General features: G+C 61.5%; 15 protein-coding genes. 1 reads left to right on the top strand and 14 read right to left on the bottom strand.

The genetic code is table 11. The features are described from left to right. Position 1 precedes the first annotated feature (1 nt). From ACTZWU_RS13855 to ACTZWU_RS13805, 11 genes are all read right to left on the bottom strand, one after another. On the bottom strand, positions 2–1,498 hold the full coding sequence (locus tag ACTZWU_RS13855) for a hypothetical protein (RefSeq protein WP_444737952.1): 1,497 nt from the start codon (positions 1,496–1,498) through the stop codon (positions 2–4). Next, positions 1,495–3,711 (bottom strand): chromosome segregation ATPase-like protein, encoded by a 2,217-nt coding sequence (locus ACTZWU_RS13850; RefSeq protein ID WP_444737951.1) that lies wholly within the window; start codon positions 3,709–3,711, stop codon positions 1,495–1,497. The genes ACTZWU_RS13855 and ACTZWU_RS13850 overlap by 4 nt, the downstream gene beginning before the upstream one ends. Positions 3,712–3,727: 16 nt before the next feature. Further along, a complete protein-coding gene (locus tag ACTZWU_RS13845) occupies positions 3,728–5,488 on the bottom strand; it encodes a hypothetical protein (protein ID WP_444737950.1) in 1,761 nt (586 codons plus the stop codon). Continuing rightward, the gene (locus tag ACTZWU_RS13840; protein ID WP_444737949.1) at positions 5,460–8,066 is read right to left on the bottom strand and encodes an AAA domain-containing protein; all 2,607 of its coding nucleotides are present in this window, start codon (positions 8,064–8,066) and stop codon (positions 5,460–5,462) included. Before ACTZWU_RS13840 ends, ACTZWU_RS13845 begins: the two co-directional genes overlap by 29 nt. Positions 8,067–8,744: 678 nt before the next feature. Then, positions 8,745–9,482: a GIY-YIG nuclease family protein gene (locus ACTZWU_RS13835; RefSeq protein ID WP_444737948.1), complete on the bottom strand. Its 738-nt coding sequence runs from the start codon at positions 9,480–9,482 to the stop codon at positions 8,745–8,747. A 65-nt stretch (positions 9,483–9,547) separates the two neighbouring features. Continuing rightward, positions 9,548–11,017 (bottom strand): N-6 DNA methylase, encoded by a 1,470-nt coding sequence (locus tag ACTZWU_RS13830; protein ID WP_444737947.1) that lies wholly within the window; start codon positions 11,015–11,017, stop codon positions 9,548–9,550. Continuing rightward, the gene (locus ACTZWU_RS13825) at positions 11,014–11,925 is read right to left on the bottom strand and encodes a GIY-YIG nuclease family protein (protein WP_444737946.1); all 912 of its coding nucleotides are present in this window, start codon (positions 11,923–11,925) and stop codon (positions 11,014–11,016) included. The genes ACTZWU_RS13830 and ACTZWU_RS13825 overlap by 4 nt, the downstream gene beginning before the upstream one ends. After that, complete coding sequence (locus ACTZWU_RS13820; RefSeq protein WP_444737945.1) at positions 11,922–13,496, bottom strand: restriction endonuclease subunit S; 1,575 nt, start codon at positions 13,494–13,496, stop codon at positions 11,922–11,924. The genes ACTZWU_RS13825 and ACTZWU_RS13820 overlap by 4 nt, the downstream gene beginning before the upstream one ends. Beyond that, positions 13,493–16,249, bottom strand: coding sequence for a type I restriction endonuclease subunit R (locus ACTZWU_RS13815; protein ID WP_444737944.1), 2,757 nt, complete (start codon positions 16,247–16,249; stop codon positions 13,493–13,495). The genes ACTZWU_RS13820 and ACTZWU_RS13815 overlap by 4 nt, the downstream gene beginning before the upstream one ends. A 109-nt stretch (positions 16,250–16,358) precedes the next feature. Continuing rightward, positions 16,359–16,913 (bottom strand): uracil-DNA glycosylase, encoded by a 555-nt coding sequence (locus ACTZWU_RS13810; protein WP_444737943.1) that lies wholly within the window; start codon positions 16,911–16,913, stop codon positions 16,359–16,361. Between the two features lie 191 nt (positions 16,914–17,104). After that, entirely contained in the window at positions 17,105–17,818 is a 714-nt protein-coding gene (locus ACTZWU_RS13805; RefSeq protein ID WP_444737942.1) for a DUF6998 domain-containing protein, read from the bottom strand. Positions 17,819–17,904: 86 nt separating this feature from the next. Between ACTZWU_RS13805 and ACTZWU_RS13800 the strand changes: the two genes are divergently transcribed. Then, positions 17,905–18,906 (top strand): exonuclease domain-containing protein, encoded by a 1,002-nt coding sequence (locus ACTZWU_RS13800; protein WP_444737941.1) that lies wholly within the window; start codon positions 17,905–17,907, stop codon positions 18,904–18,906. A 24-nt stretch (positions 18,907–18,930) separates the two neighbouring features. On the opposite strand, the gene ACTZWU_RS13795 is transcribed toward ACTZWU_RS13800, so the two are convergent. The 3 genes from ACTZWU_RS13795 to ACTZWU_RS13785 are packed head-to-tail and all read right to left on the bottom strand — an operon-like array spanning position 18,931 to position 21,059. Continuing rightward, positions 18,931–19,140: a hypothetical protein gene (locus ACTZWU_RS13795; RefSeq protein WP_444737940.1), complete on the bottom strand. Its 210-nt coding sequence runs from the start codon at positions 19,138–19,140 to the stop codon at positions 18,931–18,933. Positions 19,141–19,186: 46 nt separating this feature from the next. Then, positions 19,187–20,557 (bottom strand): hypothetical protein, encoded by a 1,371-nt coding sequence (locus tag ACTZWU_RS13790; protein ID WP_444737939.1) that lies wholly within the window; start codon positions 20,555–20,557, stop codon positions 19,187–19,189. Positions 20,558–20,606: 49 nt separating this feature from the next. After that, complete coding sequence (locus ACTZWU_RS13785; RefSeq protein ID WP_444737938.1) at positions 20,607–21,059, bottom strand: hypothetical protein; 453 nt, start codon at positions 21,057–21,059, stop codon at positions 20,607–20,609. Positions 21,060–21,121 lie beyond the last annotated feature (62 nt).

Below are 21,121 nucleotides of genomic sequence, written 5' to 3'. Positions count from 1 at the left end.
CTCACCGCCAAATATCGCGTCGGATGAACTCCCTCAGCGCCTCCATGCCAAGCGCCAAGCTGACGCCGGACGCATCGAACGCGATGGCATCAACCTGCGCTTTGCCTCTTGATGCGACAAGATGCTGGGGATCTCCCTGTGCCGGCGTGAGGATGAGACCGTCACGCATGATCTCGCCCGATGTGACCTGTCCGATCTCGCTCAGCATCGAGGCTGCTTCTTCGGCGCCGACCTGAATGTCGAGCCGCCGCATCGCATGCGGGGTCCAAACGGCTATCCGCCTCGGCAGTTCGGATCTGGTAGGATCTGTCACCCGCAAAGAGACATGGGCACGGGCTAGGGTCAGAAGCGCGCCCGGCTGCTCCGGTCGCGCCTGAACCTCTACGATCCGGCCTGTCCGTTCCAGCCAGAACACTGCAAGCGGACGATCTTGGTCGAACCAACGGCCCTTGAACGCCTCTTGCCGCCAGACGATAGGGGACTGAGCAATCAGCCGGGCCTCGTCCAGTTCGTCGATGGCCAAAACGATCGCGAGAACGGAAAAGTCCGTCCAGGTCTGTGCCTGCCATGCCCAAAGATCATCGAGGATCCGCTCTCGGCGCAGAAGCCGCTCCCAGTTTTGGCGAACTGTTCGATATCCCTTGTCTTGCATCAACACATAGTTCGGAGTCGTGCCGGGTTCTGCCAATCCGACGCCAAGTCCCTCCAGGTCGCGCGCAATGGCCCTACAGCGAAGACGCATCGTATCGACCAATCGGAACCTATCACTTCCATCGGCCTGCCGGTGCTCTCTTTGCCACTCCCGGGCCACGAGCGCTGCAAGACGGACATAGGAATGAAACACCCGGTTTTCGAGCGTGTCGAAGTTCTCGTGTCGCACTGTAGAGAGGATCCGTTGCGCGGGCCCGGCACGCTCGGCAATGCTCCTGCCCGGCTGGCGGCTCAGCCATAACATCGAGGCGCGGTCCATCTCTTGCACGCGATCCAACGGCGTCAACTCGCGCGTGCGCCTGAGAACGCGGCGGATCCGCTTTTCGAGGTCCTTTAAAACCGGACTGACCTCGCGCGCCTGCTTTACGATCTCCGCCATCCGTGGATCGGCCTCATCCTCGGCGCGCTTCCACGCGTCGCGAAGACGAGGCCAGATCTGCGAAGGATCATCCAGAGCATCCTCAAGCTCTTGGATGCGGGCGAGAACCTCGTTCATCCGGCGCAGAGTATCAGATGCGAATTTCTCGTCCGCGGTTCTGGGCTCACTGTTCACCGGGGGGCGTGTGGGGAATCCTTCGCGTAAAGGATTCTGATCGCGGCTGCGCTTGGGGTAAGGATGCAGCAGCAGCCTGCGCACCTCCCCCCGAAAAGAGCCGGACATCAGCTCGGCGTATGACATGGCGTTTGGAACATGCGGCCCGCCCTCGCTCAGCAGACAGGCTCCGGGACCATATGGATCGCCTTCATCAATTTGCCTCGAAGACCAAGGCCGCAGCAGCCGCTTCATTCGCGGCCGACTCCCAGCCAGACAAACTGTCCTGTGGTGTCGGCGACCTCAATTGATTTCCCAATCGCTTCCGCGAGTTGATCATCGCCAAGTCCCGAAACAAACGCTTCAAGCTTGTCGAATTCCTGACGTTTCGCTTCGACCTCAACGCCCCGTAGCTTGGGCAGCAGCCGCATCTCGACCTGATCCGCCAGAGCCTGGTTAACGATGTTCGGAACGCCCTGGGTCCGGGGATACAAATCGACATAAGACAGCATCGCCCGACCCAAGCGGTGACCAAAGGGGCGACCAAGATCTTTCATCATATCGACCATCTGTTCGATCTTGCTCGCAGCGTCCTTCCGCTCGTGATCCGCGCGCCTGGGCTGCGCCCAGCGCTCCCAGGTTCTGCGCTTGAGGGCCACATCGACTGGTCGCTCACCTCGTGCAGCACCGCTGTCGATCCTTTTCGGAGCTGCAAATCGGATCACATTGGCCCGGTCGACAACTTTGTCAGACAAGGATTGCGTGCTCTCGTCCTCATTCATGGTTCCGGCAAACAGAAGATTGTAGCCTGGGAAAATGCGCGGCACTTTACCGTCAGGCGTTGGGATCTCCAGTTCGATCTCGGCGTCTTTTCGACGGCTTTCTTCCCCGACCTCGTGCGCGGCGGGCCGGCTTTCCAGTCGGCTGAGGAAATCAGAGAAATAATACTCAACCCGTGCGAGGTTCATCTCGTCTAACAGGATCATCAGCATCCGGTCGCTCAGAGCCCCATCCGGATTGTTGATCTCGTCCATCGCCCAAAGTGCCCGCGCCATATCCGTGGGACGGAAACGGCCTTCAACATAATTGTAAAACCCCATCAGGTCCTGCGGGCTGTCCCATCGGGGCTGCACCGGCACCTGCAGAAAGCCAATCCCCATACCTGCCGCGTATTGCCGGGGAAGCTGACTTTTGCCTGTGCCAGATATCCCTGCAAGCACAGCCATCTGTGTGCTTTCGTTTACCTTCATTGCCGTGTGGAAAGCACGGAGCTTACGGTCAGAGTAGGTCAGGCCCGTGGCGCGGAAATGTCCCTGGACGCGCAGCAGCGCGTCATTCTCGTCGATGATGTCGCTTTCTTTCCAGCCTTTCAAAACACTGATCAACTGCGGCTCCACCTTCAGTTCACGAAGGGGATCTTCATCGGAGCCGCCGGCCTCACCGCTTTGGCGTGACAGTTTGGCATTGCGAGCTTCCAGCATTGCTCGCGTCTCTTGGAGACGGTCGATCTCGCGACGCACTTCGTCGAGAGAAACGACCGCGCTCGAGCGTTCGGCTGCCAGCACAGTCTTTTCCTCTTGCAGTGCGGTGCGGTAAGCCGTCAGCTCGCCGAGCTGATCTTGCAGATCGGTCAGCTTCATACGTGATGTGTCCAGATCGGCCTCAACGCGATCAAGCTCCGCCTGTTTGCGCCGCATGCGCTCTTCTGCGTCCTGACTCTGCGCTTCGGTGCTGCGCAGCGCCAATTCTGTTGCAGAAAGATCAGCCAACGCTTTGGTCCGCGCGCCTTCGATATCCGCCGCAGCGGTCCGCGCCTCTGTAATCCGAGCATCCAGCTCATCGGCCCGGTCCTGACCTGCGGCGATCTGTCCCTGAAGCCTGGCAAGATCGGCCTCAAGCGCGACCGCCCGGCCATCAAGGTGCGCAACTCGCTCCTTGGCCTCCTCCAAAAGCCGAAGCTCGGGCTTGAGCTGCTCAATTCGATCCGCAAGTTCCTCGCGCTCCTTCTTCAAGCTTTCAACCTGATCCAGAAGTCGCTCTGCCCGTGCCAGCCGGTCGCGAATTTCTTCATGCTCGGCCTTGGCTGCCGCGAACTCTCCATCGAAGCGCAGCTTTTCAACTTGCACCTCCTCGAGCTCCCGGCGCAGGGCCAAAACCTCCTGCCGGCGGGGCTCCATCTGGTTCCACTCATCTAGCAGATCGTCGCGCTTGCGCGTGAGCGCATCGACCTCCAGCTGAACGTCGGCGACGACTGCCAATGCCTCTCGGCGTTTCTGCAAATCATGCTCGATATCCGCCAAGGTCGCGCGCTTTTCCGTGATGCGGGCAGAGATCGCCCGTTCCTCCTCAAGCGGTCCTTGGATCGAACGGCCGTGATCATAACGTGTCGCAAGCCAAAAATGGACAACCGTGAGAAACGCGAGGGCACCAGCGACGAAGAGAATGAGAATGGGGCTTCCGGTCAACATGTCAAAGCTTTCTCAATTATTCATCGGTCAGAGGGGTCTGAGTTTGTTCTGAAGAAGTATCCGGGCCCCTCATTGGTCCGATCTCTTCAACTGGCAAGGCCTCGACCGGTGGAAGAGTGACGCTCACCGGCTGGGCGTCATCCAATCCTTGGGGCACGATCTCACTCTGAGTCGCGGTCGCTGCGACCTCGCCACGCAACGTCGTCAGTCTTTGCTCCCAGATCTCGATTTGAGCAGCGAGCTCTCGCCCACGGGCCTCAGCCAGTTCCACCTCTGCAAGAATCGCACTACGCACGACGATCTGCTGTTCAAGGCGTGCCAGATCAGCTTGAGCCGAGGTCCGCGCAGTTTCCAAAGCCTCGCGCTCAGCCACCGCCGCGGCCAACGCTCCCTGGGCCTCCGACAGGGATTCCTGCAGTGACCTTTCTCGTGCTTCGGCCAATTGAACGGCCGCCTCGACAGCACTCCTTCGCGCAACAGCGGCGGCTTCGGCGGTCTCCGCAGCAGCTTGACGTGTCTGAATGGCAGCCAGAGCCTCTTGCGCCTTTTCAAGCGACGACGTCGCCTCGGCAAGCTGGGTGGACAAGGCACCGATCTCAGTTTGCCTGCGCGCGACCTCTTCGGCCAGCGTGTCGCGCTGACCGGTCAAGGTGGCGATCTGGCCCTGCGCGGCTTCAATCTGGGCAAGGACGCCACGATCACGCGCGATCGCTTCCTGAAGCGTGCCAAGTTCGCCCTGAGCACGGTCGCGCTCTGCCTGCGCGGTATCACGGTCGGTCTGGACCTGCTGGAGCGCTTGCCGCGCAGAGGTCAAAGCAGACGCCGCTTGCTGCTGTGCTTCCTGTGCGGCCTGCCGGGCCTGTTCCGCCTGCTGAAGCTTCGTCGCCGCTTCTTCAGCTTCGCGGGTCCAATCACCACGCTGTCGCTCCAGACCGTCCACCTGCGCCCTAAGACTTGCGAACTGCCCCTCGGCCGCCCCGCGGGCCTGCACAGCCGCCGCCAGCCTTGAGGCTTCCTGTTCGACCTGCTCCTGAAGGGAGGCAAGTCGATCCTGCGCAGTCTGCTGGCCGACTTCGATGTCGCGCAGCGCGATACGGGCCGCTGATACCTTCTGCCCAAGCTCGGTGTCCTCGGCTCGCAGTGCCTCAACGCGAGTCCTAATCGGCTCGAGCCCTTCTTTTTCAGTCTGGAGCCGCTGGACGTCGGAGGAGACGGTATCTCGTTGGTCCCGCAAAGCAACCAGTGAATCCTGCAACGTCGTCATCTCCGTGCGGGCGGCAGAGGTTGAGGCTTCCAGCTCTTGCTTCCGGCGCTCGAGGTCAGCGACAGCGCGCTGCAAGGTCTCGTTCTGCGCGGTCAGCGACTGTAATCTCCCCCTTTCTCGCTCGCCTGTCGCGATTATCTCGCGGGCCCCTGCCTCGCGCTCGCGAAGGCTCTCGAGCCTAGTCTCCGCGGCGTCTGTCGCCTCAAGAGCCGCCTTCTCAGCCGCGGCAGCCTCGTCGCGCCCCTGTTCCGCGCGGCGCAGTTCATTGGAAGCAGAACTAAGCCGTGCCTCAAGCTGCGAGAGATCAGAGCTCAGGCTCTCTCGGGCCACTCGCAGTTGCTCGCGCTGTCCCGAGTAATGATTGATATCCCGCTCTATCTGGCCATACCGCTCACTGAGGCTATTAACCTGCCATGCCAGCGCACCAAGTCCAGCAAGAGTCAGAACGGTCAGGACACCTGCGAGATAGCTGAACGCCCGCGATCTACGAAAGGTCTCGTTCGACGAGGTCAAGACATGCCTCCATATCCTTTGAAAGTTCATCGACCCAGAACCGGCGCACCTGCCACCCGAGCGATTGCAATTGATGATCACGCCACACATCTGACATCTTGCGACGACCGTCGCTGTCCTGATGCCAGTGTCGGCCATCGACCTCTAGGTCAAGCTTCACACCGTTCCGACCGAACAGGGCAAAATCGAGACGCCTGCCCGCGATCTCGTATTGCGGCTTCGGGTCTAGCCCACGATCCTTCAGACCATGGAACACTCGACGTTCCCATTCACTGTCAAACACACCTTCTCCGGTGGCTCGCCTTGGCTCAGTGGCAACGGCAGCAAGCCGGGCCAAGGCACCCACTCTGCCGGAACGTGCGTAATCGAGGTCGCCAAAAATGTGCGCCACAGCACGCGCCCTTGAAATGGCAACATTTATGCGCCGAAGGTCCTTCTGTAGGAAGGTAACAGCCGAAAGCGCGCTGCTTTTGGACAGGCAAGGCGAAAACAGGATCAGGTCGCGCTCTTGTCCCTGAAACCCATCGACCGTCGCAGCACGAAATTCAGCGCCCTCCAGTTTATGCGTTGGCACTTTCGATCGCACCGCCGTTTCGATCGCTTGAACCTGCGGACGAAAGGGTGAGATCACGCCGACGCTACCATCGTATCCTTGCTTAACCAAAAGCTCGTGGACATGCGCGGCAATCGCCTCGGCCTCTGCGGAATTGACGTTGCCCGTCTGCGCCAATGCAGGCGCCGACACATGTGTCCAGGCAATGCCCGGTTTTTGCCCCAGAGGAGGCCGCATAGAGGATGGGTCGTATGACGCGGCCAGTTGCCCGCCATAAAAGGTTGAGCTGATGTAGTCTACGATCGGCCCCGCAGAGCGGTATTGATGCCTTAACAAGACGCGCGACACCGAAGGGACACGCTTCGCGAAATCGAACAGCGACTGCCGACTCTGCGCAAAACGACCCATACCCGATGTCGGAAGGCCCTGGGCCTTCATCAGGTTTCGATCCTGCGCCTGACCCAGTTGCGGGATAAAGCTGAGCTGCCGATCGTCTCCCACAACTACGGCTCGTTTCGCCCTAGCAAACAGAGGGAGCGCAGAAGCGATGTCGCATTGGCTCGCCTCGTCGAAAATGACGAGGTCAAACATTCCGTCGTCGAGGGGGATCCTCTTGGGCGTCCCAAGCACCGAGGCGAGCCAAAGAGGCCTGTGCTGCAAAACCGGTGTAACCAGCTCTGACGGGAGCGCTTGGCTTCCGTGGAACTGGTGGTCGGCATAGGCGGCCTCCAACACTTGCCGGTCAGCCTCTGACAGAGCCACACGTGCGGATAAGGCGGCAGGCAGGATGGTTTGCGCCAAATCCTTCAACTCTTCAGTCTGCCTGACGGGATCTCCCGCATTTGAAAGCGAATCGCGCTCTGCGCGGACGGTCTCAAGACGCGCCCTCAGGACCGTCAGCGGCACTCCCTCGGGGAGAGAGCCTCGAGACGCTTTCTTGTGGCTGGTCACCGGTCGTTTGAAAAGGGCCGAGAGCAAGGTCCAAACTCGGCGAAAAAGCCCCGGCGCCTTCTGGTCTGGAATAGCCTGCTGCCCCCTTGGTGGGGCGAACTGCTCGCGTGCGGCAATCCGCTCTACCAGTTCGGCGATTTCGCATTCCAGAGCTGCGCGCTTGCGGACGAGTTCAAGCGACGTCCTTCGGTCTGCCGAGAGCGAAACTGCCTTCGCTAACAGTTCCTGATCCACCGAGCGGGGTCGCGCCATCGTGTCCTTGAGCATCTCGTTCAAAGCTTGCTCAACTGACGTGTCGATATCGCGCTGCGGATCGAGCGTCCGCACGAGGAACGGAAGATCAGGCGCGAGCCCGCCCAAGCGCTCCTCTACTGCATCCAGCGCTTGGTGATTCTTGGACGCAACAAGCACCGTGCCGCCATTCAGCAGGACCGAAGCAGCCATAGATACGATCGCTTGGCTTTTTCCAGTGCCCGGCGGCCCGGTCACCACGGTCAGCGGTTCTTGGCAGGCGTGGCGAACAGCATCGCATTGCTCGCCGTTGAGCAAGCCGACGTTGATGTCGGCTGTCGATCGGTCAGCGAGGGTTGGCTCCAGCCCCAGAACCGGCGCCAAGGCCGTTCGACTAAGCCGTTCAACCGACCACGAACCGATCGCATCAAGGTCGCGCACGGCCCCAGCGGTGAAGGTCGACTCGGTCGGGAGGAAAAGCGCAGCAATATCGTAGACGCCGCCCGCTTCAGTATTGATATGAGAAGCCAACTGATGACCAGCGATCCGCCCACGCAGATGCTTTGCGGCTACCTCACGAAGCTTAAGCAAGAACTCTTCTGTGCGGAGTCCCACACCGTCGGTCGAGGAGAGAATCTCGGCCAGTTCGGCCTTCTTCCAGCCGAACGCTCTGGCGGCACCCTCCAACCATGCCGGGTTCACGAGGACATCGTCCTCATCGATGGTCACGCGCAAGCAGTTCGTGGATCGCGTCCATTCGGCAGCTAGCAGACCTACCGGCCAAATCGCCGGGGCGCCTGACTGCCTGCCGACCATGATCGGCCAGCCGACGGCAAGCGTCATTTCGTTCGCCTCACGCCGGAGCAATGCCTGTCGAAACTCCGGGGGAAGAGAGTCCAACTCGAACGACAAGACGCGCCGCGTGTCAGGCTCGGGGGTCAAGGAACCCTGCCCCGTCACCAGGACCCACTGAGCACCGTGTCGATCAGGCGCTTGGGCGACCGCACCCCTTGGATCAGACCTTAAGGCCGAACGCCAGTAACGCAGCAACGCATGCGGATCGACGCGGCCAGAGCACCCATCATCCTCTCCAAGCTCGTCAATGAGAGACAAGGACTCGGTTTGAAACACGCCCGGGACCGCATAAAGACAATCGCCTTCGCCACTTGCAGCCCCTGCGACGGTTCCTCGCAAAGTCGGAGCAACGAGAGCCTGATTTGCTGCGATTGGTGTCCAGCGGCCTCCACGTTCAGAACGGATTTCGCCGGAAAGCGCCAGTGCCTGCAGTTCCGCCAGAACCGCTCGTCGCTTGTCTTGGTCGAAAGCTGCGCCAACAAGGACGATCAGTTCCTCCGTAGTTCGGCCTCGGGGAAATGCTTCAATCGTTCGTTTGACAATAGACACTTGCTGAACTCTTCCCAGATCTCGACAGACCCGAACCCACTTTCAAAATGCCGCTGTCCCCTGCCTTGCAGCCTTAGGGCTTAGTGCACCCGTCAGTCGAAAGACGCTGTCGGGAGATCAGGGTGCTACAGTCAGCGGGTAAATCACCTTCGCGTCTCCGACAAGGTCTGCGAAACAGCTCCCGCGCTGATGCCCACGCACAACAAATTCCAAACGCTTGGCGTAAGCCATATTGCTCCCCCGCATGGACGATCTGCGCCTGAAATAATTCAGCGTCTGCGCGTAAGACTGCCTCGGGAAATGGTGAAGTTCCGCAAGCAATTCCTCACTCATCCCGTTCAGTTGGAGATACTCGGCAGCCGAGACAACATCAGCCGGGCTTAGGTGTTCAGGCGTTACAACAGCTGATCGGTCGTCGGCACTGTCATCGCGGTTTATGGTCCCCACCTCATGAGCACTTGCAGCCCAGCCTGAACCGCAGATTTTCTGGGCGTCCGCGAAGGCCTGATCAGGACAGATGCCAGACAGCCATTCGGTTGCTCGCCCTGTTCGTCCCAGCATGCGAAAAGATGCGAAATGGGCGTGCAGCAAGCGCTCGATGCGGGCAGGATTCTGTTCGAAAGCAAGGACTTGAAAGCGCAGGCGCTCAGCGCCGAACGTCCGGCGGTAGGCCGCGTAACGTGCTCGAAGATTGACCGAGCTTCCATATTTGCAGTTTGTGCAATTGACATGGACGCTTAAGTCCCGCCGGATCGCATCGGCGTTGTTCACAGAGATCAATGCTTCGCCCGAAAGGCGCACGAAATAAACGCCTGGCTTCGACATTATCTCAAGCGCCTCAAGCTCTGAACGCACTTAACCCTCCACCGCACACGGGAGCATCCTGAAAAATGGACACCAGGTCAATGCTTACCCGACAGTCAGGATCGGAGCTGAAACAGCACTGTTCGCAGACTAGAGAGACCGGCCTCAAGATTCTCGATGATCTCCTCAGCCAGCTCGTCTGGTTCTGGTAGATTATCAAGATCGGTCAGGCTCTTGTCCTTCAGCCAAAACAGGTCGAGGCTTGCCTTGTCTCGTGCCAGAAGCTCTTCCCGTGAGAATGCACGCCACCGGCCATCCGGCGACTTGTCGCTCCAGGTTGCCTGTCGTTCAAATCGATTCGCCGGACAGTATAGCCGGACAAAATCCGCGAGATCTTCATACCGGAGCGGCTTTTTCTTCAGCGTATGATGCACGTTGCTCCGATAGTCATAATACCAAACCTCGTGTGTCTGCGGGTCCTTGGAAGCAGGCCGGTTGTCGAAGAAAATGACATTGGCCTTCACACCTTGCGCGTAGAAGATCCCGGTCGGAAGGCGCAAAATCGTGTGCAGGTCGCATGTCTCAAGAAGCTTGCGCCGGATGGTTTCGCCTGCGCCGCCTTCGAACAGCACATTGTCAGGCACCACCACGGCAGCCCGCCCGGTTGTCTTCAGCATTGCCCGGATATGTTGGACAAAATTCAGTTGCTTGTTTGAGGTCGTCGCCCAGAAGTCCTGCCGGTTGTAGGTCAGATCTCCCTCCGCTTCGCCTTCGTCTGTGGTAAAGGTCATGGAGGACTTTTTTCCGAAAGGCGGGTTTGCCAAGACGTAGTCGAACGTCTGCGACGGAGGTGCGATCAGCGCATCGGCGGGGGATATCGGACTGTCGCCGATGAGGTCACCGATGTTGTGGAGAAACATATTCATCAGGGCGAGACGACGCGTTCCAGCGACGATCTCGTTTCCGAAGAACGTCGAGTCCTTCAGGAAAACCTTCTGATCCCGGTCCAGCGATCGCGCGGTCAGGTAGTCATAAGCAGCGAGAAAGAAGCCGCCGGTCCCACAGGCGGGATCCGCGATCGTGCGCTCGGGGACCGGAGCCATACACTCCACCATCGCCCTGATAAGCGGCCGGGGCGTGAAATACTGCCCTGCCCCGGATTTCGTGTCTTCGGCGTTTCGTTCCAGCAGGCCTTCGTAAATGTCCCCCTTCACATCCGCGTCCAACATCGTCCAGCTTTCCTCGTCCACCAGGGCGATGAGGCGAGCAAGCTTGGCAGGATCCTGGATCTTGTTCTGTGCCTTGGTGAAGATCTGGCCCAGGATGCCCGGCCGCGTCCCAAGCTCGCGCAGCGTATCGACGTAGTGGACCTCCAGCTCGGCGCCCTTCAAAATTCGCAGGCTGCCCCAGTCGTAGCCACGCGGAATGCCCACATCGCGGTTCCGCGGCGGACGCGAGACTTCGTCCGCCATCTTGAGAAAGATCAGAAAGGTCAGCTGTTCAAGATAATCACCATAGCCGACGCCGTCATCGCGCAGCGTGTTACAAAAATTCCAGACCTTCTGGACGATGGGTGCGGTGCTCATTCAACGAAATCCGTGCCAGTTTTCTCGCCGAGGCTCTTTGCCTCAAGATCGCCGAGGCTCTGCCCCGTTCCTTCCACGATCCAGCTTTTGGGGCCGGACGCGGGGCGCCCAGCCACCACAGCTGCTGCTGCGCTTGCGCTCGAAAAGCCGAAACTCTGGGTAAAGATGGCATGCTGGCCGTTATCCGCCAGAATGCCCTGATCCAGCAGCTCCTGATGAAGCGGCATGTAGGTGGCATGGACTGCTCCCTCCCACTTGCGACGGGCAAGCGACCCCGCCTCGACCACGAAATCCCCTTCGTCGATATGAGCCCGAGCCTTGATCCCGTTTTTCGGCACCTCGAATACAAAGTGAACCAAAGGCGCAACCGGGGTAAGAACGGCGGGCGCCTGCGGCTTGGCGTTCTGAGTGAAGAGATCAAAGCGCAGCGCCGGGAGGACCAGGTAGATGTTTTCGAGGAAATCATCCATATGCGCGCGCGCAGCGTCACTAAGCTTGCTTTCGGTCGGGCTCTGCGAGTTTCCAAGCGTGACCTTTGCGACCTGAGTTGCCCGCATGTAGAGGCGATACTCCAGGTATCGGGCATGCGCCTTGTTCAACGGCTCGCCGGAGGATGAGATCAGCACAACCGTTTCCCACCAGTCCTTTTGGGCTGCGTGCTGCTTGGTGCGGGCGCGAAGCTCGTCCGTTTCGCCGATATACACCGTCGGGCTGCCATCCCTGTCCCCGACCAGAAGATACACGCCAGGCCGCAAGGCTTCATCCCGTTCCAGCGCCTCTTTCAGCTGGGTCCGGCGCGTCACCAACACGTGACCCGACCATTGAAACGGAATCGTCGCCGTGACCATGCCGTCGGGAGTTCCATCGACGAAAAACAGCTCAATGGATCGGCCGCGCTTCGGGCTCATGCTTGCCTCTTTCTTCTTCTGCTCGGCGGCGTTTTGAGGTCTGCTGGACGGAGACGCGCCAGAAGGGCGCTGGCGGGCTCATCGGAGGGGTCCTGCGGAACAAGGAGGCCCGAAAAGGCCTGCTTCAGGATGGATTGACGCAGAGCGTTGATCTTGGCGAGCGTTGTGGTGATCTCGGCCTCCATCGCTGTGACCTGAGAGAGGTTTGCTTCAAGTAGCGTTTGGATCTCCCGCTGTTCCGCCAGTGAGCATAACGGAACGGGCATAGCTTTTAGGTCAGCACCAGATATCCCAGCTTGTCCTGCAGTGGTCCTGACTCGGCTTTCGATAAATGCTCTCGATTCACCAGAATTTACCGCCTTTTCCACATAGCCTCCCACCAGTGAACTCGAGTTCAAGTCACAGCGGATTAATTTGTCCGGGTAAACGTGCGAGCCATCTCCATTGTATAAGGCAGCTACCCCAACATATGCCCGAGATCCATTATACCGCGTAAATACGAGATCACCCGGCCGCAGACGGAAGTTATCCAAAGCGTCATTCGATTCTAGAAACCGAAAGTCTGAAAGATCAAAGAAGTTTGAGCGAACAGCACTAATACGGAAAATTTTGAGGCTTCCGGATTCCTGGGGCTTCTTTGAAATGCCATTTCGGATTGTATAGGCCAAGCACTCGAAAGGCGCGTAGGCCCAACCCTCTGGCAGCTCTGCCAAATCCTCGTAAGCCGGCGCATCCGGCCATTCAGGGCGCCTCGGTTTTGCCGGTTTCAGCCCCACTTCTCCCCCGGCGCGCCATTCTGATAGGGCGTTTTGCCAGTCATCCAGCGCCTGTTTGTAGCGGGCATCCCGCTCTGCGCGGATGCGGGCGAGGAGGGTTTCGGGGTCTTCCAGCTTGTCGGGGTTGGCGGCGCGCCAGTCGGCGGTCAGGCGGCCCTCAAAGGCCGCCTTCAGCAGGGACTGGCGATACAGCCCCAACTGCGCCTGCGCCCGCAACAGGCTCTGCTGCCCGGCATCGAGTTCCGAAAACAACGCCTCGATCTTCGCGACGATCCGACGTTGTTCGGGGAGAGGGGGAAGTGGCACTCGAAGCTGAGAAAATCGGTCGTGGGTCAAATTCAAGCCACTGTCATTGATCCCCGTTTTCATCCGATCGATTTCAAGCTGGGTGTCTCGACGCTGGATCAGGTATGCCAGATATTTGGGATCGAGCACCTCTGAACGCGGGCGAAAGCGATACATCTTGCCTGACATCATCAGCCTGGCAGGTGTTGCTTCGATCAGACAAGCAACTCCGCAGCGGTTCCGTGGACCAGCACACGTCATAAGAACGTCGCCGACCTTTACTTCGATTTGTGGGCGGGGGGCCAGGCCGGATGGAAGGGCCTTATTCTCTTGAGGCCAGAACTCGCCGTGCTGGATGGCAGTCGTCTTTAGGACACCCCACTGTTCCGGCTTCGCAGGGTGATTTTCGCATTGTGGACTCCAGCCCTGCTGAAAGGGGCGGCCGTTCTCATGTGGAGCAAGAACTTCGATAATTTCAACATCGGTCCAGCTTTCCGGCAGTTCCTTCATGCCGACAGCGCCTCATTCATCTCATCCATCACGTCCGCATATCCCGGTCCGAACAAGGCATACATGCGCCCCAGCCCCCCTTGCGCATCAAAGGGGGCAAAGTCCAGATCCTCAGGCTCGATCCGGATCGAGGTCGCCACATGGTCGCGGATCATCCGCAGCCAGGCCATCTGCGGATCGCTGAATTTCTCGCCCGCGCCAGAGTGGCGGCGCAGGACCCAGTTCTGGAAGTTGCGGCGCACCCGGTCCTCGTTCGGGGTCAGCCGCTCGTCCAGCCCGGCGACGCGGCGGATCAGCGCCACAAGCTGCGTCAGTTCGCTGATCGGCGTCTCGCCCTTGAACTCGTCCAGATGGGCATAGGCGCGCCAGACATGGGCGGGAGCAAGGCGCGGCCGGTCAGTGCGCAGCGTGGCCAGCAGATCCTTGATCATCCGGTAGGTGACCTGAGCGCGCCGGGCGGGCTGGGTGAAATAGATCGACAGCGCCTGGATGCGGTCGCGGTTCTCGGTCAGCCAGCTTTCGAAATCGTCGGCAATGGCCTGAGCGTTCTGCGTGACATCCCCGGCCCAGCCAGCGCTTTCGACCTCGTCCAGAATTTCATGTGCGACGGTCTGTTCGTGATCGCGGCGGATTGTGTCCAGCAGGGTGATCAGCTCTCCGGTCAGGACACGGGCGGCATCGGTCACCAAGCGATCGCGGGCGGCGTCCAAGGCCGGTTCGTCTGGATCATCCTGGCCGGTGGACTGGCGCGCCAAGGTCTCGATCCGGTCGGCATCAATGGCGTCGAACAGGTCGCGGGTGATCGACCGCAGGGGGCGGCCTGCCTTTTCGGTGATACGGGCCTGTTCGCCGGGACCCAGCTGCCGTTCAAGGCGCGCAAGGCGCGCGGCCAACGAGGATACGGTATCCTCATCCGTCGCGCCCATCATCACCTCCATCGCCAGATCCTTGAAGGGGATCGAAGGCTTGGTGTCCAGGGGCTGGCTGGCCGTCTTGACCGACCGGGTGACGCCGACGGCGTCGACGATCACATAATGCGTCTTGGCTGTCGCCGAAGGGGTGACCTTCTTTAGGTCGTCCGCCTTGACCACGCGTGTGCCCCTGCCCTTCATCTGCTCGAAATAGTTCGCGGACTTCACGTCTCGCAGGAACAGCAGGCATTCCAACGGCTTCACGTCCGTCCCTGTGGCGATCATGTCCACGGTGACCGCGATGCGCGGATAATAGGCGTTGCGGAAATCGGCCAAGACGGATTTCGGGTTGTCGGCCTGATGGGTGATCTTGCGGCAGAAGTCGTTCCGCTCGCCGAACTCCTGCCGGACGATTTGGATGATGTCATCGGCATGGCTGTCGGTCTTGGCAAAAATCAGGGTCTTTGGGACCTCCTGTCTGCCCGGAAATATCTCGGGGAGCTTTTCACGAAAGGCGCGGATCACCGTCCGGATCTGGTCAGGCACCACGACGGAGCGGTCGAGCTGCTTCGCTGTGAAGTCCTCATCTGTATCCTGGCGTTCCCAGCGCTTTGCGCGTGTCTGACGCTCTCGCTTCTCAACCATCTGCCGGGCTGCGATCCTACCCCCTTGCAGGCTGACCTTGGTCTCGATCAGGTAGACTTCGTTGCCAACGTTGACCCCGTCGGCAACCGCCTTTTCATGAGTGTATTCACTGACAACATTCTTCTGGAAGAAGCCGTAGGTGCGCGCATCCGGCGTCGCCGTCAGTCCTACGAGGAAGCTGTCGAAATACTCGATCACCTGCCGCCAGAGATTGTAGATCGAACGGTGGCATTCGTCGATGATCACGACGTCGAAGAACTCAGGCGGGACCGTGGCGTTATAGACGACGGGCAACGGTTCGCGGCGAAGGCCAGATCGTTCGGCGGGATGCTCATCTTCTGCTCCGTCCGAAAGCGGCTCTCCTTTCAGGATCGAATACATTCGCTGGATGGTGCAAATGCAGACCTGCGCGTGCGGGGAAATGAATGACGACGTGAGCCGCTGAACGGTATAAAGCTCCGTGAACTTGCGGCTGTCGTCGTTCGGGACGTAAGCCATGAACTCCTGTTCAGCCTGCTCACCAAGGTTCTTGGTATCGACAAGAAACAGCACGCGCCGCGCACCGGCATGCTTGAGCAAGCGGTAGACTTGGGTAATTGCCGTGAACGTCTTTCCCGAGCCGGTTGCCATTTGAACCAGCGCCCTTGGCCGATCTTCGCGAAGCGAGTTTTCCAGCCTGGTTATCGCGGCAACCTGACAGTCGCGCAGGCCCTCTGTGTTCAGCGGCGGCAAATCCTGTAAGCCAGCGCGGAACGAACGCGTTTGGCCTGACCATTCAAGAAGAGTCTGAGGCTGATGGAAAGTGAATACCTCGCGGGAGCGCGGTTTTGGATCACGACAATCAGTGAAGCGAGTAATCTGGCCTGTCGCCTCGTAGATAAATGGCAGCGGTTCCGAGTTCTTGACCCATCTCAACTCCGCCGCCGCATAACCTGCTGATTGTTGCTCGACTGTCGTGATTTTCTCTCCCCATGCATCGGGCTTGGCTTCCACAACCCCAAGCGCCCTCCGATCGGCAAACAGGGCGTAATCAGCTGGACCAACCGCTGTCTGATACTCGCGAACAGCAACCCCGGCACCAGCCGAATGATCGATACCTGCCGCTGTTTGCACAGCCCAGCCGGCCGCCCTGAGCCTAGCGTCAATCCGGTCGCGGGCAATCTGTTCAGGGGTTTGGTTCAGTTTCGGGTCGATCAAAGGTAATCCGTTGCAAGCTAAAGATCAAAGAGTGCGACACGAGCAGCCGCAAAGCAACGGCTCACGTCTCAGGCCACCACATACACACAGCAGATCTCGGCGATCCCGCCTACCCTTCTGGGCCCTGATAAACGCTGCGAGCGGCCTCGGCCCAAATTCCTTGGATGGCATCATGCTGCGCCGGATAGGCCGCTCGAACCCGGGCGGACGGGTGGGCGGAATGCCAGACCGGAAGACCGCGAGACTGAAACAGCGGTGCAGCACGGCCCGCCTTCTTGCCGACGAGGACCACCGCTTGCAGCCGGGGAAGCGCCTCCATCAGCATCTCGAGATGGCGTAGGCCGTGCTTCCACTCGGCCGCACGGATGGTGATCGTCTCGTCCCACCAAGGCACGACGTTCCAGATGACGACATCCTTGCGGTCCACCCTCGCATTCCACATGAAGGTAAAGACCGCGGCAGCAGTGGGGTCATCATTGTCCCGCGAAATAAAGCCTGAACCGCCGTTCCGTGGGTCAGTCTTCGGACCGGGTTTCTCCATAAGGAACAGGACCCGGGCGTCGACGCCACCATCCAGCGGATCGAAGTCCGGAACATACCCCCGCCCCTGGTCGCGGAGCTTCGACACCAGGTCCACGAGAGGACGGGCATGGGGTTCATCCATCAAGGCCCGCCTGCGCTCTCGCTCTCCTTCGTGCCGCAGGCTCCGCGTTGCGCTTGCCGGGAGGTCGGGTTCGGCAGGCGTGATGATCAGTCCTGCAGCGTCTTCGGCATCCCATACAAATTTGCTCTTCACAATATTACCCCTTTTTCCTTACCCGAATCCGCTGCTCACAGCCCCCCCCTCATCCCGGCCTAACCCAGCGCCGCGATGATGTCCGCGCCCAGGCGTCGGGTGTTCTTGGGGTTGCCTGTCGCCCCCATTGGATCGACGCCGATCTCCCGGGCGATGATCCGCAAGGCCGGCTTGGCCATGGGCAACAGCGCGCCATCCTCGCGCACGAGGATCGTGCCGTTCTCGAGCTGGGCAACCTCGTAGCCGCGCCATGCCGCACGGGCGACCTCCTTCAGGTCGCCCACCGGCCTTGCGACGCGGGTCGATGCCAGGATCCGGTTCACCGGCAGGTAGGTGCTGCCCTCCAAGGTGCGAAGCATCGGCTGCAGGTCCTCGACCGGGCAGTCCAGCACCTCGCGGATCGAGGGCTCGCCCTCGTCGATGACGATCTGCAGGATCATCACCCTGGACGCGTTGTGCAGAGTCGCGGGGTTGAAGTTGATCCGGGTCGAGGATGTGAAGCTCTTGACCGTGATCCGTTCGCCCTCGGCCGAGACGACGTCATAGCCGACCTGGTTCACCGACAGCGCCATCTGCCCGCGGGTGATCATCGCCGCATAAAGCTCGCCGATGCGGCCTGTCAGGTGCCGCAGCTCGGCGACGGGCGCGCCCCAGGCAAGCTCCTTCTCGAACCACTGAAGCGCATCGGCGAGGGAACGGATGATCTGGGTCTGGCTGAGGGTCATGACCGCAGGGTAACGCGCGCCGCCGCCGCCAGACAAGAAGCGATCCACCAATCCGATCTTTGGTGTTATGGTCCCCTTGCCGGGGTCATTTTGCCTCAGCCTTGTGTTGTCTGGTTTTGAGGAAGGGTGTTTCCATGTCCGTGTTCAACTGGCTGTTCGACCGCCCCTCCCGGAAGCATCCTGATCCCCGTCACCATGCCAATCGGCTCGCGCCGATGCCCGCCACCGAGCCGGGCAGATCCCGCTTCGGCCATGCGGACAGCATCCCCTCCGGTCGCTTCCGGTTCATCGCGATCGACGTCGAGACCGCCTGCAGCGACGCGGCCAGCATCTGCCAGATCGGCATCGCCTGCGTGGACCCCGATGACCGGATCGAGACCTTCTCGATGCTGGTCAATCCGCGCATGCGCTTCGATCCGTTCAACGTCCGGCTGCACGGGATCGACCCCGACCGTGTTGCCGATGCGCCCTGCTTCACCGATGCCATCGAGATGCTGATGCCGCTCCTCGACCCGCATCACCTCCTCCAGCACAGCAATTTCGACAGGCAGGCCGTCACGGCCGCCTGTCGCAGCAGCGGGCTGGACGTGCCGGATTGGCGATGGGCGGACAGCGTGACGATCGCCCGGCGGGCCTGGCCCGAGCTGAAGGGGAATGGCGGGCATGGGCTGGCGAACCTCAAGAAGAGGCTGAAGCTGGACTTCCACCACCACGACGCGGGCGAGGATGCGCGGGCGGCGGCGATGGTCGTGCTTCATGCCGAGCGCCAGCTGGGGCTGCGCTTCGAGGATCTGCTGAAGCCCCAGCCACGCAAGACCTTCGCCGCCAAGGTGACCCTGGAGGGCGACCCGGCGGGTGCGCTGGCGGGTTCGGTCGTGGTCTTCACGGGCGCGCTGCAGATGTCGCGGACCGAGGCCGCCACGCGGGCCGCGCAGGCGGGGATGTGCGTGCGGGCCGGGGTGACGAAGCAGACGACGCATCTGGTGGTCGGGGATCAGGACCTCAGCGTCTTGGCCGGTCACGACAAGAGCAGCAAGCACCGCAAGGCCGAAGAGATGCGGGACGCGGGTCACCCGATCCGGATCATCGGGGAAAGCGCGTTCCGGGCGCTCGTCGCAGGGGCAGGCGAGCTGTGACAAGGGCTGCGCGGTGGCGATGCCTCACGCCAGCCGCATGACGGCCTTTCTGATCCCGCTCGCCTGATCCTGCGCCAGCTGCAGGCCGCGGGCCAGGGCGGCAGCATGGGGCGGGTCCAGCCCCTCGCCGGCCATGGCGATGAGATGCAGCAGTTCCTCGAGCCGGGCGAGGCGATCCTCGATGTCGAGAAGCGCGTGGCGCAGATCAGGCGTGTCGGGGCGGGCATCGGTCATGCGGGAGGCCGGTTCAGGGTTGTGACAAATGAGGTGGAAGCAGCGCCTATTCGGCCAGCACGAAGATCAGAGGCACGCGGTCCTCGGCGCCATCCACCGCGAAGAGGCTCACTTGGCGACCGGGATTGGTGATGCCGGTAGTGCGCGCCAACGGGTCGTAGGGCAGCGTCCCCGATGCCGGATCGCCGGCCGTCGCCATCATCGCGGTGACACCCAGGCCGCCGGTGACGGGCGCCTTCCGCGCCAGGCGCAGGTCCTCGCGATCATAGGCGACAAGCGTCTCGCGCAGCGTCACGCCGACGGCGTCAGGCGTGGCGCCGAAGGCGGCCAGTGCCTCGGTCAGGGCCAGGGTGCCGGGCATCTCGATGACGCCGTGGATGCCGGTCAGGACGTGGCCGTCATTGCGGGGGGAGAAGGTCAGAACGGCGCAGCGGTCCAGCGCCTCGGGCGTGCCACAGGCCAGGCCGCTGCCGAGGCCGGCGGTGGAGAGCCCGCCCTGCCCGAGGATGTCGGTGACGCTGAAGGAGGTTCCGTCCTGCGGTAGCCAAGGCCCCTCGACCTGCTGCAGGAAGAGCCTGAAGCCCTTGTCCGGATCATGGGGCGTGTCGGCCTCGACCACGCCGTCGCGCTGGACGAAGGCCAGATGCCGCCCGGTTTCCGTGTAGCTCCAGGCATCGCTGACGACCAGCGGCCAGCCTTCGGCCAGATCGGCCTTCGCCACCTCCCAGCTGCTGCCGAGGGCGGGCAGGCCTGCTGCCGCCTCGAGCGCGGCACGGATGGCGGCGGCGCCGGCGGCGATTTCGTCCGCGCTGGAGACCCGTTCGGCCGGTGCCTCGATCCGGGCCAGCTCCTCGCCCGCGCGGCTGCGGTAGACGACCTGAGAGACATGGGCGTCATACGTGCCCGGCCGGGTCTCGGACGGGCGGATGGCCTGCAGCGTCATCTCGGCCACGACGCTGTCCAGACCGATCCTCGCGCGCAGCGCGCGGGCGGCGTCAAGGTCGGCAGGCAGGATCTGGAGGGCCTGCCAGTTCCGGAAGCCCAGACCGCGACCCGCCACGGAAACGGTGGTCATCGGGCCAAAGGCGCTGACCGGAAAACCCTCGCGGTCGGCGTCATAATCCTCGAGCCGGGCGCCGACGCGCATCACTACGACCGTCCCGTCCGGGTCTATGGCGTCACGCGCGGCCTGCGCCTCGGCGATGATCTCCGCGAGCACAGGGGCGCGGTCGAATTCCCCCGCCCCGAGATAGCGGAGGTCGCGACGGGCCAGCGCCTCGAGATCCGGATCGCCAGCCCCCAGCCGGTCGATGAACGCCGCCCACCAGGTGTCGTCCGGTTCGGTGACCACTTCGGCCAGGGCAGGGGCACTGGCGGTCGAGAGGAGAGCGGCAAGAAGGGCGGCGCGGATTTGCATGGGCGGGCTCCGGAAGAAACAGGTGATGGAAATGAGAGCGGGGAAAGGGTCAGAAGGTCAGATCGCTGCCCAGCATCGTCGCCACGAGCGGCGGCCCGGCAAAGAACAGCCCCGCCCAGAGCAGCACGCCCAGCACCGGCAGAAAGCCCACGCTGCCGATGGTCAAAAGAAGCGCGGGCAGCGTGAAGACCGCGGCGGCCAACACGAAGGCGCCCACGACCTTGATCATGACAGCGGCAACCCCGGTTCCGATCATCATGACGGCCAAGACCAGCCGGGGGAGGAGGCCGAAGTTCGCGCAGGCGATATAGATCCCGCCCAGCACCGCGTAGGCGGCCATCACCGGCAGCGCCACCCAGGGTTCCAGCGCGACATCGCGCCCGAGGAAGGCCCTGCCCTCGGTGACGATGACGTCGACCGACAGGAAGGGAAGGGCAAGGATGCCAACGCCGATCGCGGCGGTGAGGACATCGAGGATGCCCGCGCGGCACCATGCGGCCACCGGCCATCCTCTGCCGGATACATGTTGCGGCATGGACGCCTCCCGAGGTAAATGATGAGGTA

This window comes from Paracoccus sp. NSM (assembly GCF_052379855.1).
In the GTDB taxonomy this organism is placed as follows: domain Bacteria; phylum Pseudomonadota; class Alphaproteobacteria; order Rhodobacterales; family Rhodobacteraceae; genus Paracoccus.
The sequence above is the reverse complement of the archived record's forward strand: the minus strand, read 5'-3'. Positions and strand labels throughout refer to the sequence as shown.

Excerpts from the sequence above, each read along its gene's own strand:
- ACTZWU_RS13855 (WP_444737952.1), bottom strand. The coding sequence starts at position 1,498 with ATGAAGCGGCTGCTGCGGCCTTGGTCTTCGAGGCAAATTGATGAAGGC.
- ACTZWU_RS13850 (WP_444737951.1), bottom strand. The coding sequence starts at position 3,711 with ATGTTGACCGGAAGCCCCATTCTCATTCTCTTCGTCGCTGGTGCCCTC.
- ACTZWU_RS13840 (WP_444737949.1), bottom strand. The coding sequence starts at position 8,066 with ATGACGCTTGCCGTCGGCTGGCCGATCATGGTCGGCAGGCAGTCAGGC.
- ACTZWU_RS13830 (WP_444737947.1), bottom strand. The coding sequence starts at position 11,017 with ATGAGCACCGCACCCATCGTCCAGAAGGTCTGGAATTTTTGTAACACG.
- ACTZWU_RS13825 (WP_444737946.1), bottom strand. The coding sequence starts at position 11,925 with ATGAGCCCGAAGCGCGGCCGATCCATTGAGCTGTTTTTCGTCGATGGA.
- ACTZWU_RS13820 (WP_444737945.1), bottom strand. The coding sequence starts at position 13,496 with ATGAAGGAACTGCCGGAAAGCTGGACCGATGTTGAAATTATCGAAGTT.
- ACTZWU_RS13810 (WP_444737943.1), bottom strand. The coding sequence starts at position 16,913 with ATGGATGAACCCCATGCCCGTCCTCTCGTGGACCTGGTGTCGAAGCTC.
- ACTZWU_RS13800 (WP_444737941.1), top strand. The coding sequence starts at position 17,905 with ATGTCCGTGTTCAACTGGCTGTTCGACCGCCCCTCCCGGAAGCATCCT.
- ACTZWU_RS13795 (WP_444737940.1), bottom strand. The coding sequence starts at position 19,140 with ATGACCGATGCCCGCCCCGACACGCCTGATCTGCGCCACGCGCTTCTC.
- ACTZWU_RS13790 (WP_444737939.1), bottom strand. The coding sequence starts at position 20,557 with ATGCAAATCCGCGCCGCCCTTCTTGCCGCTCTCCTCTCGACCGCCAGT.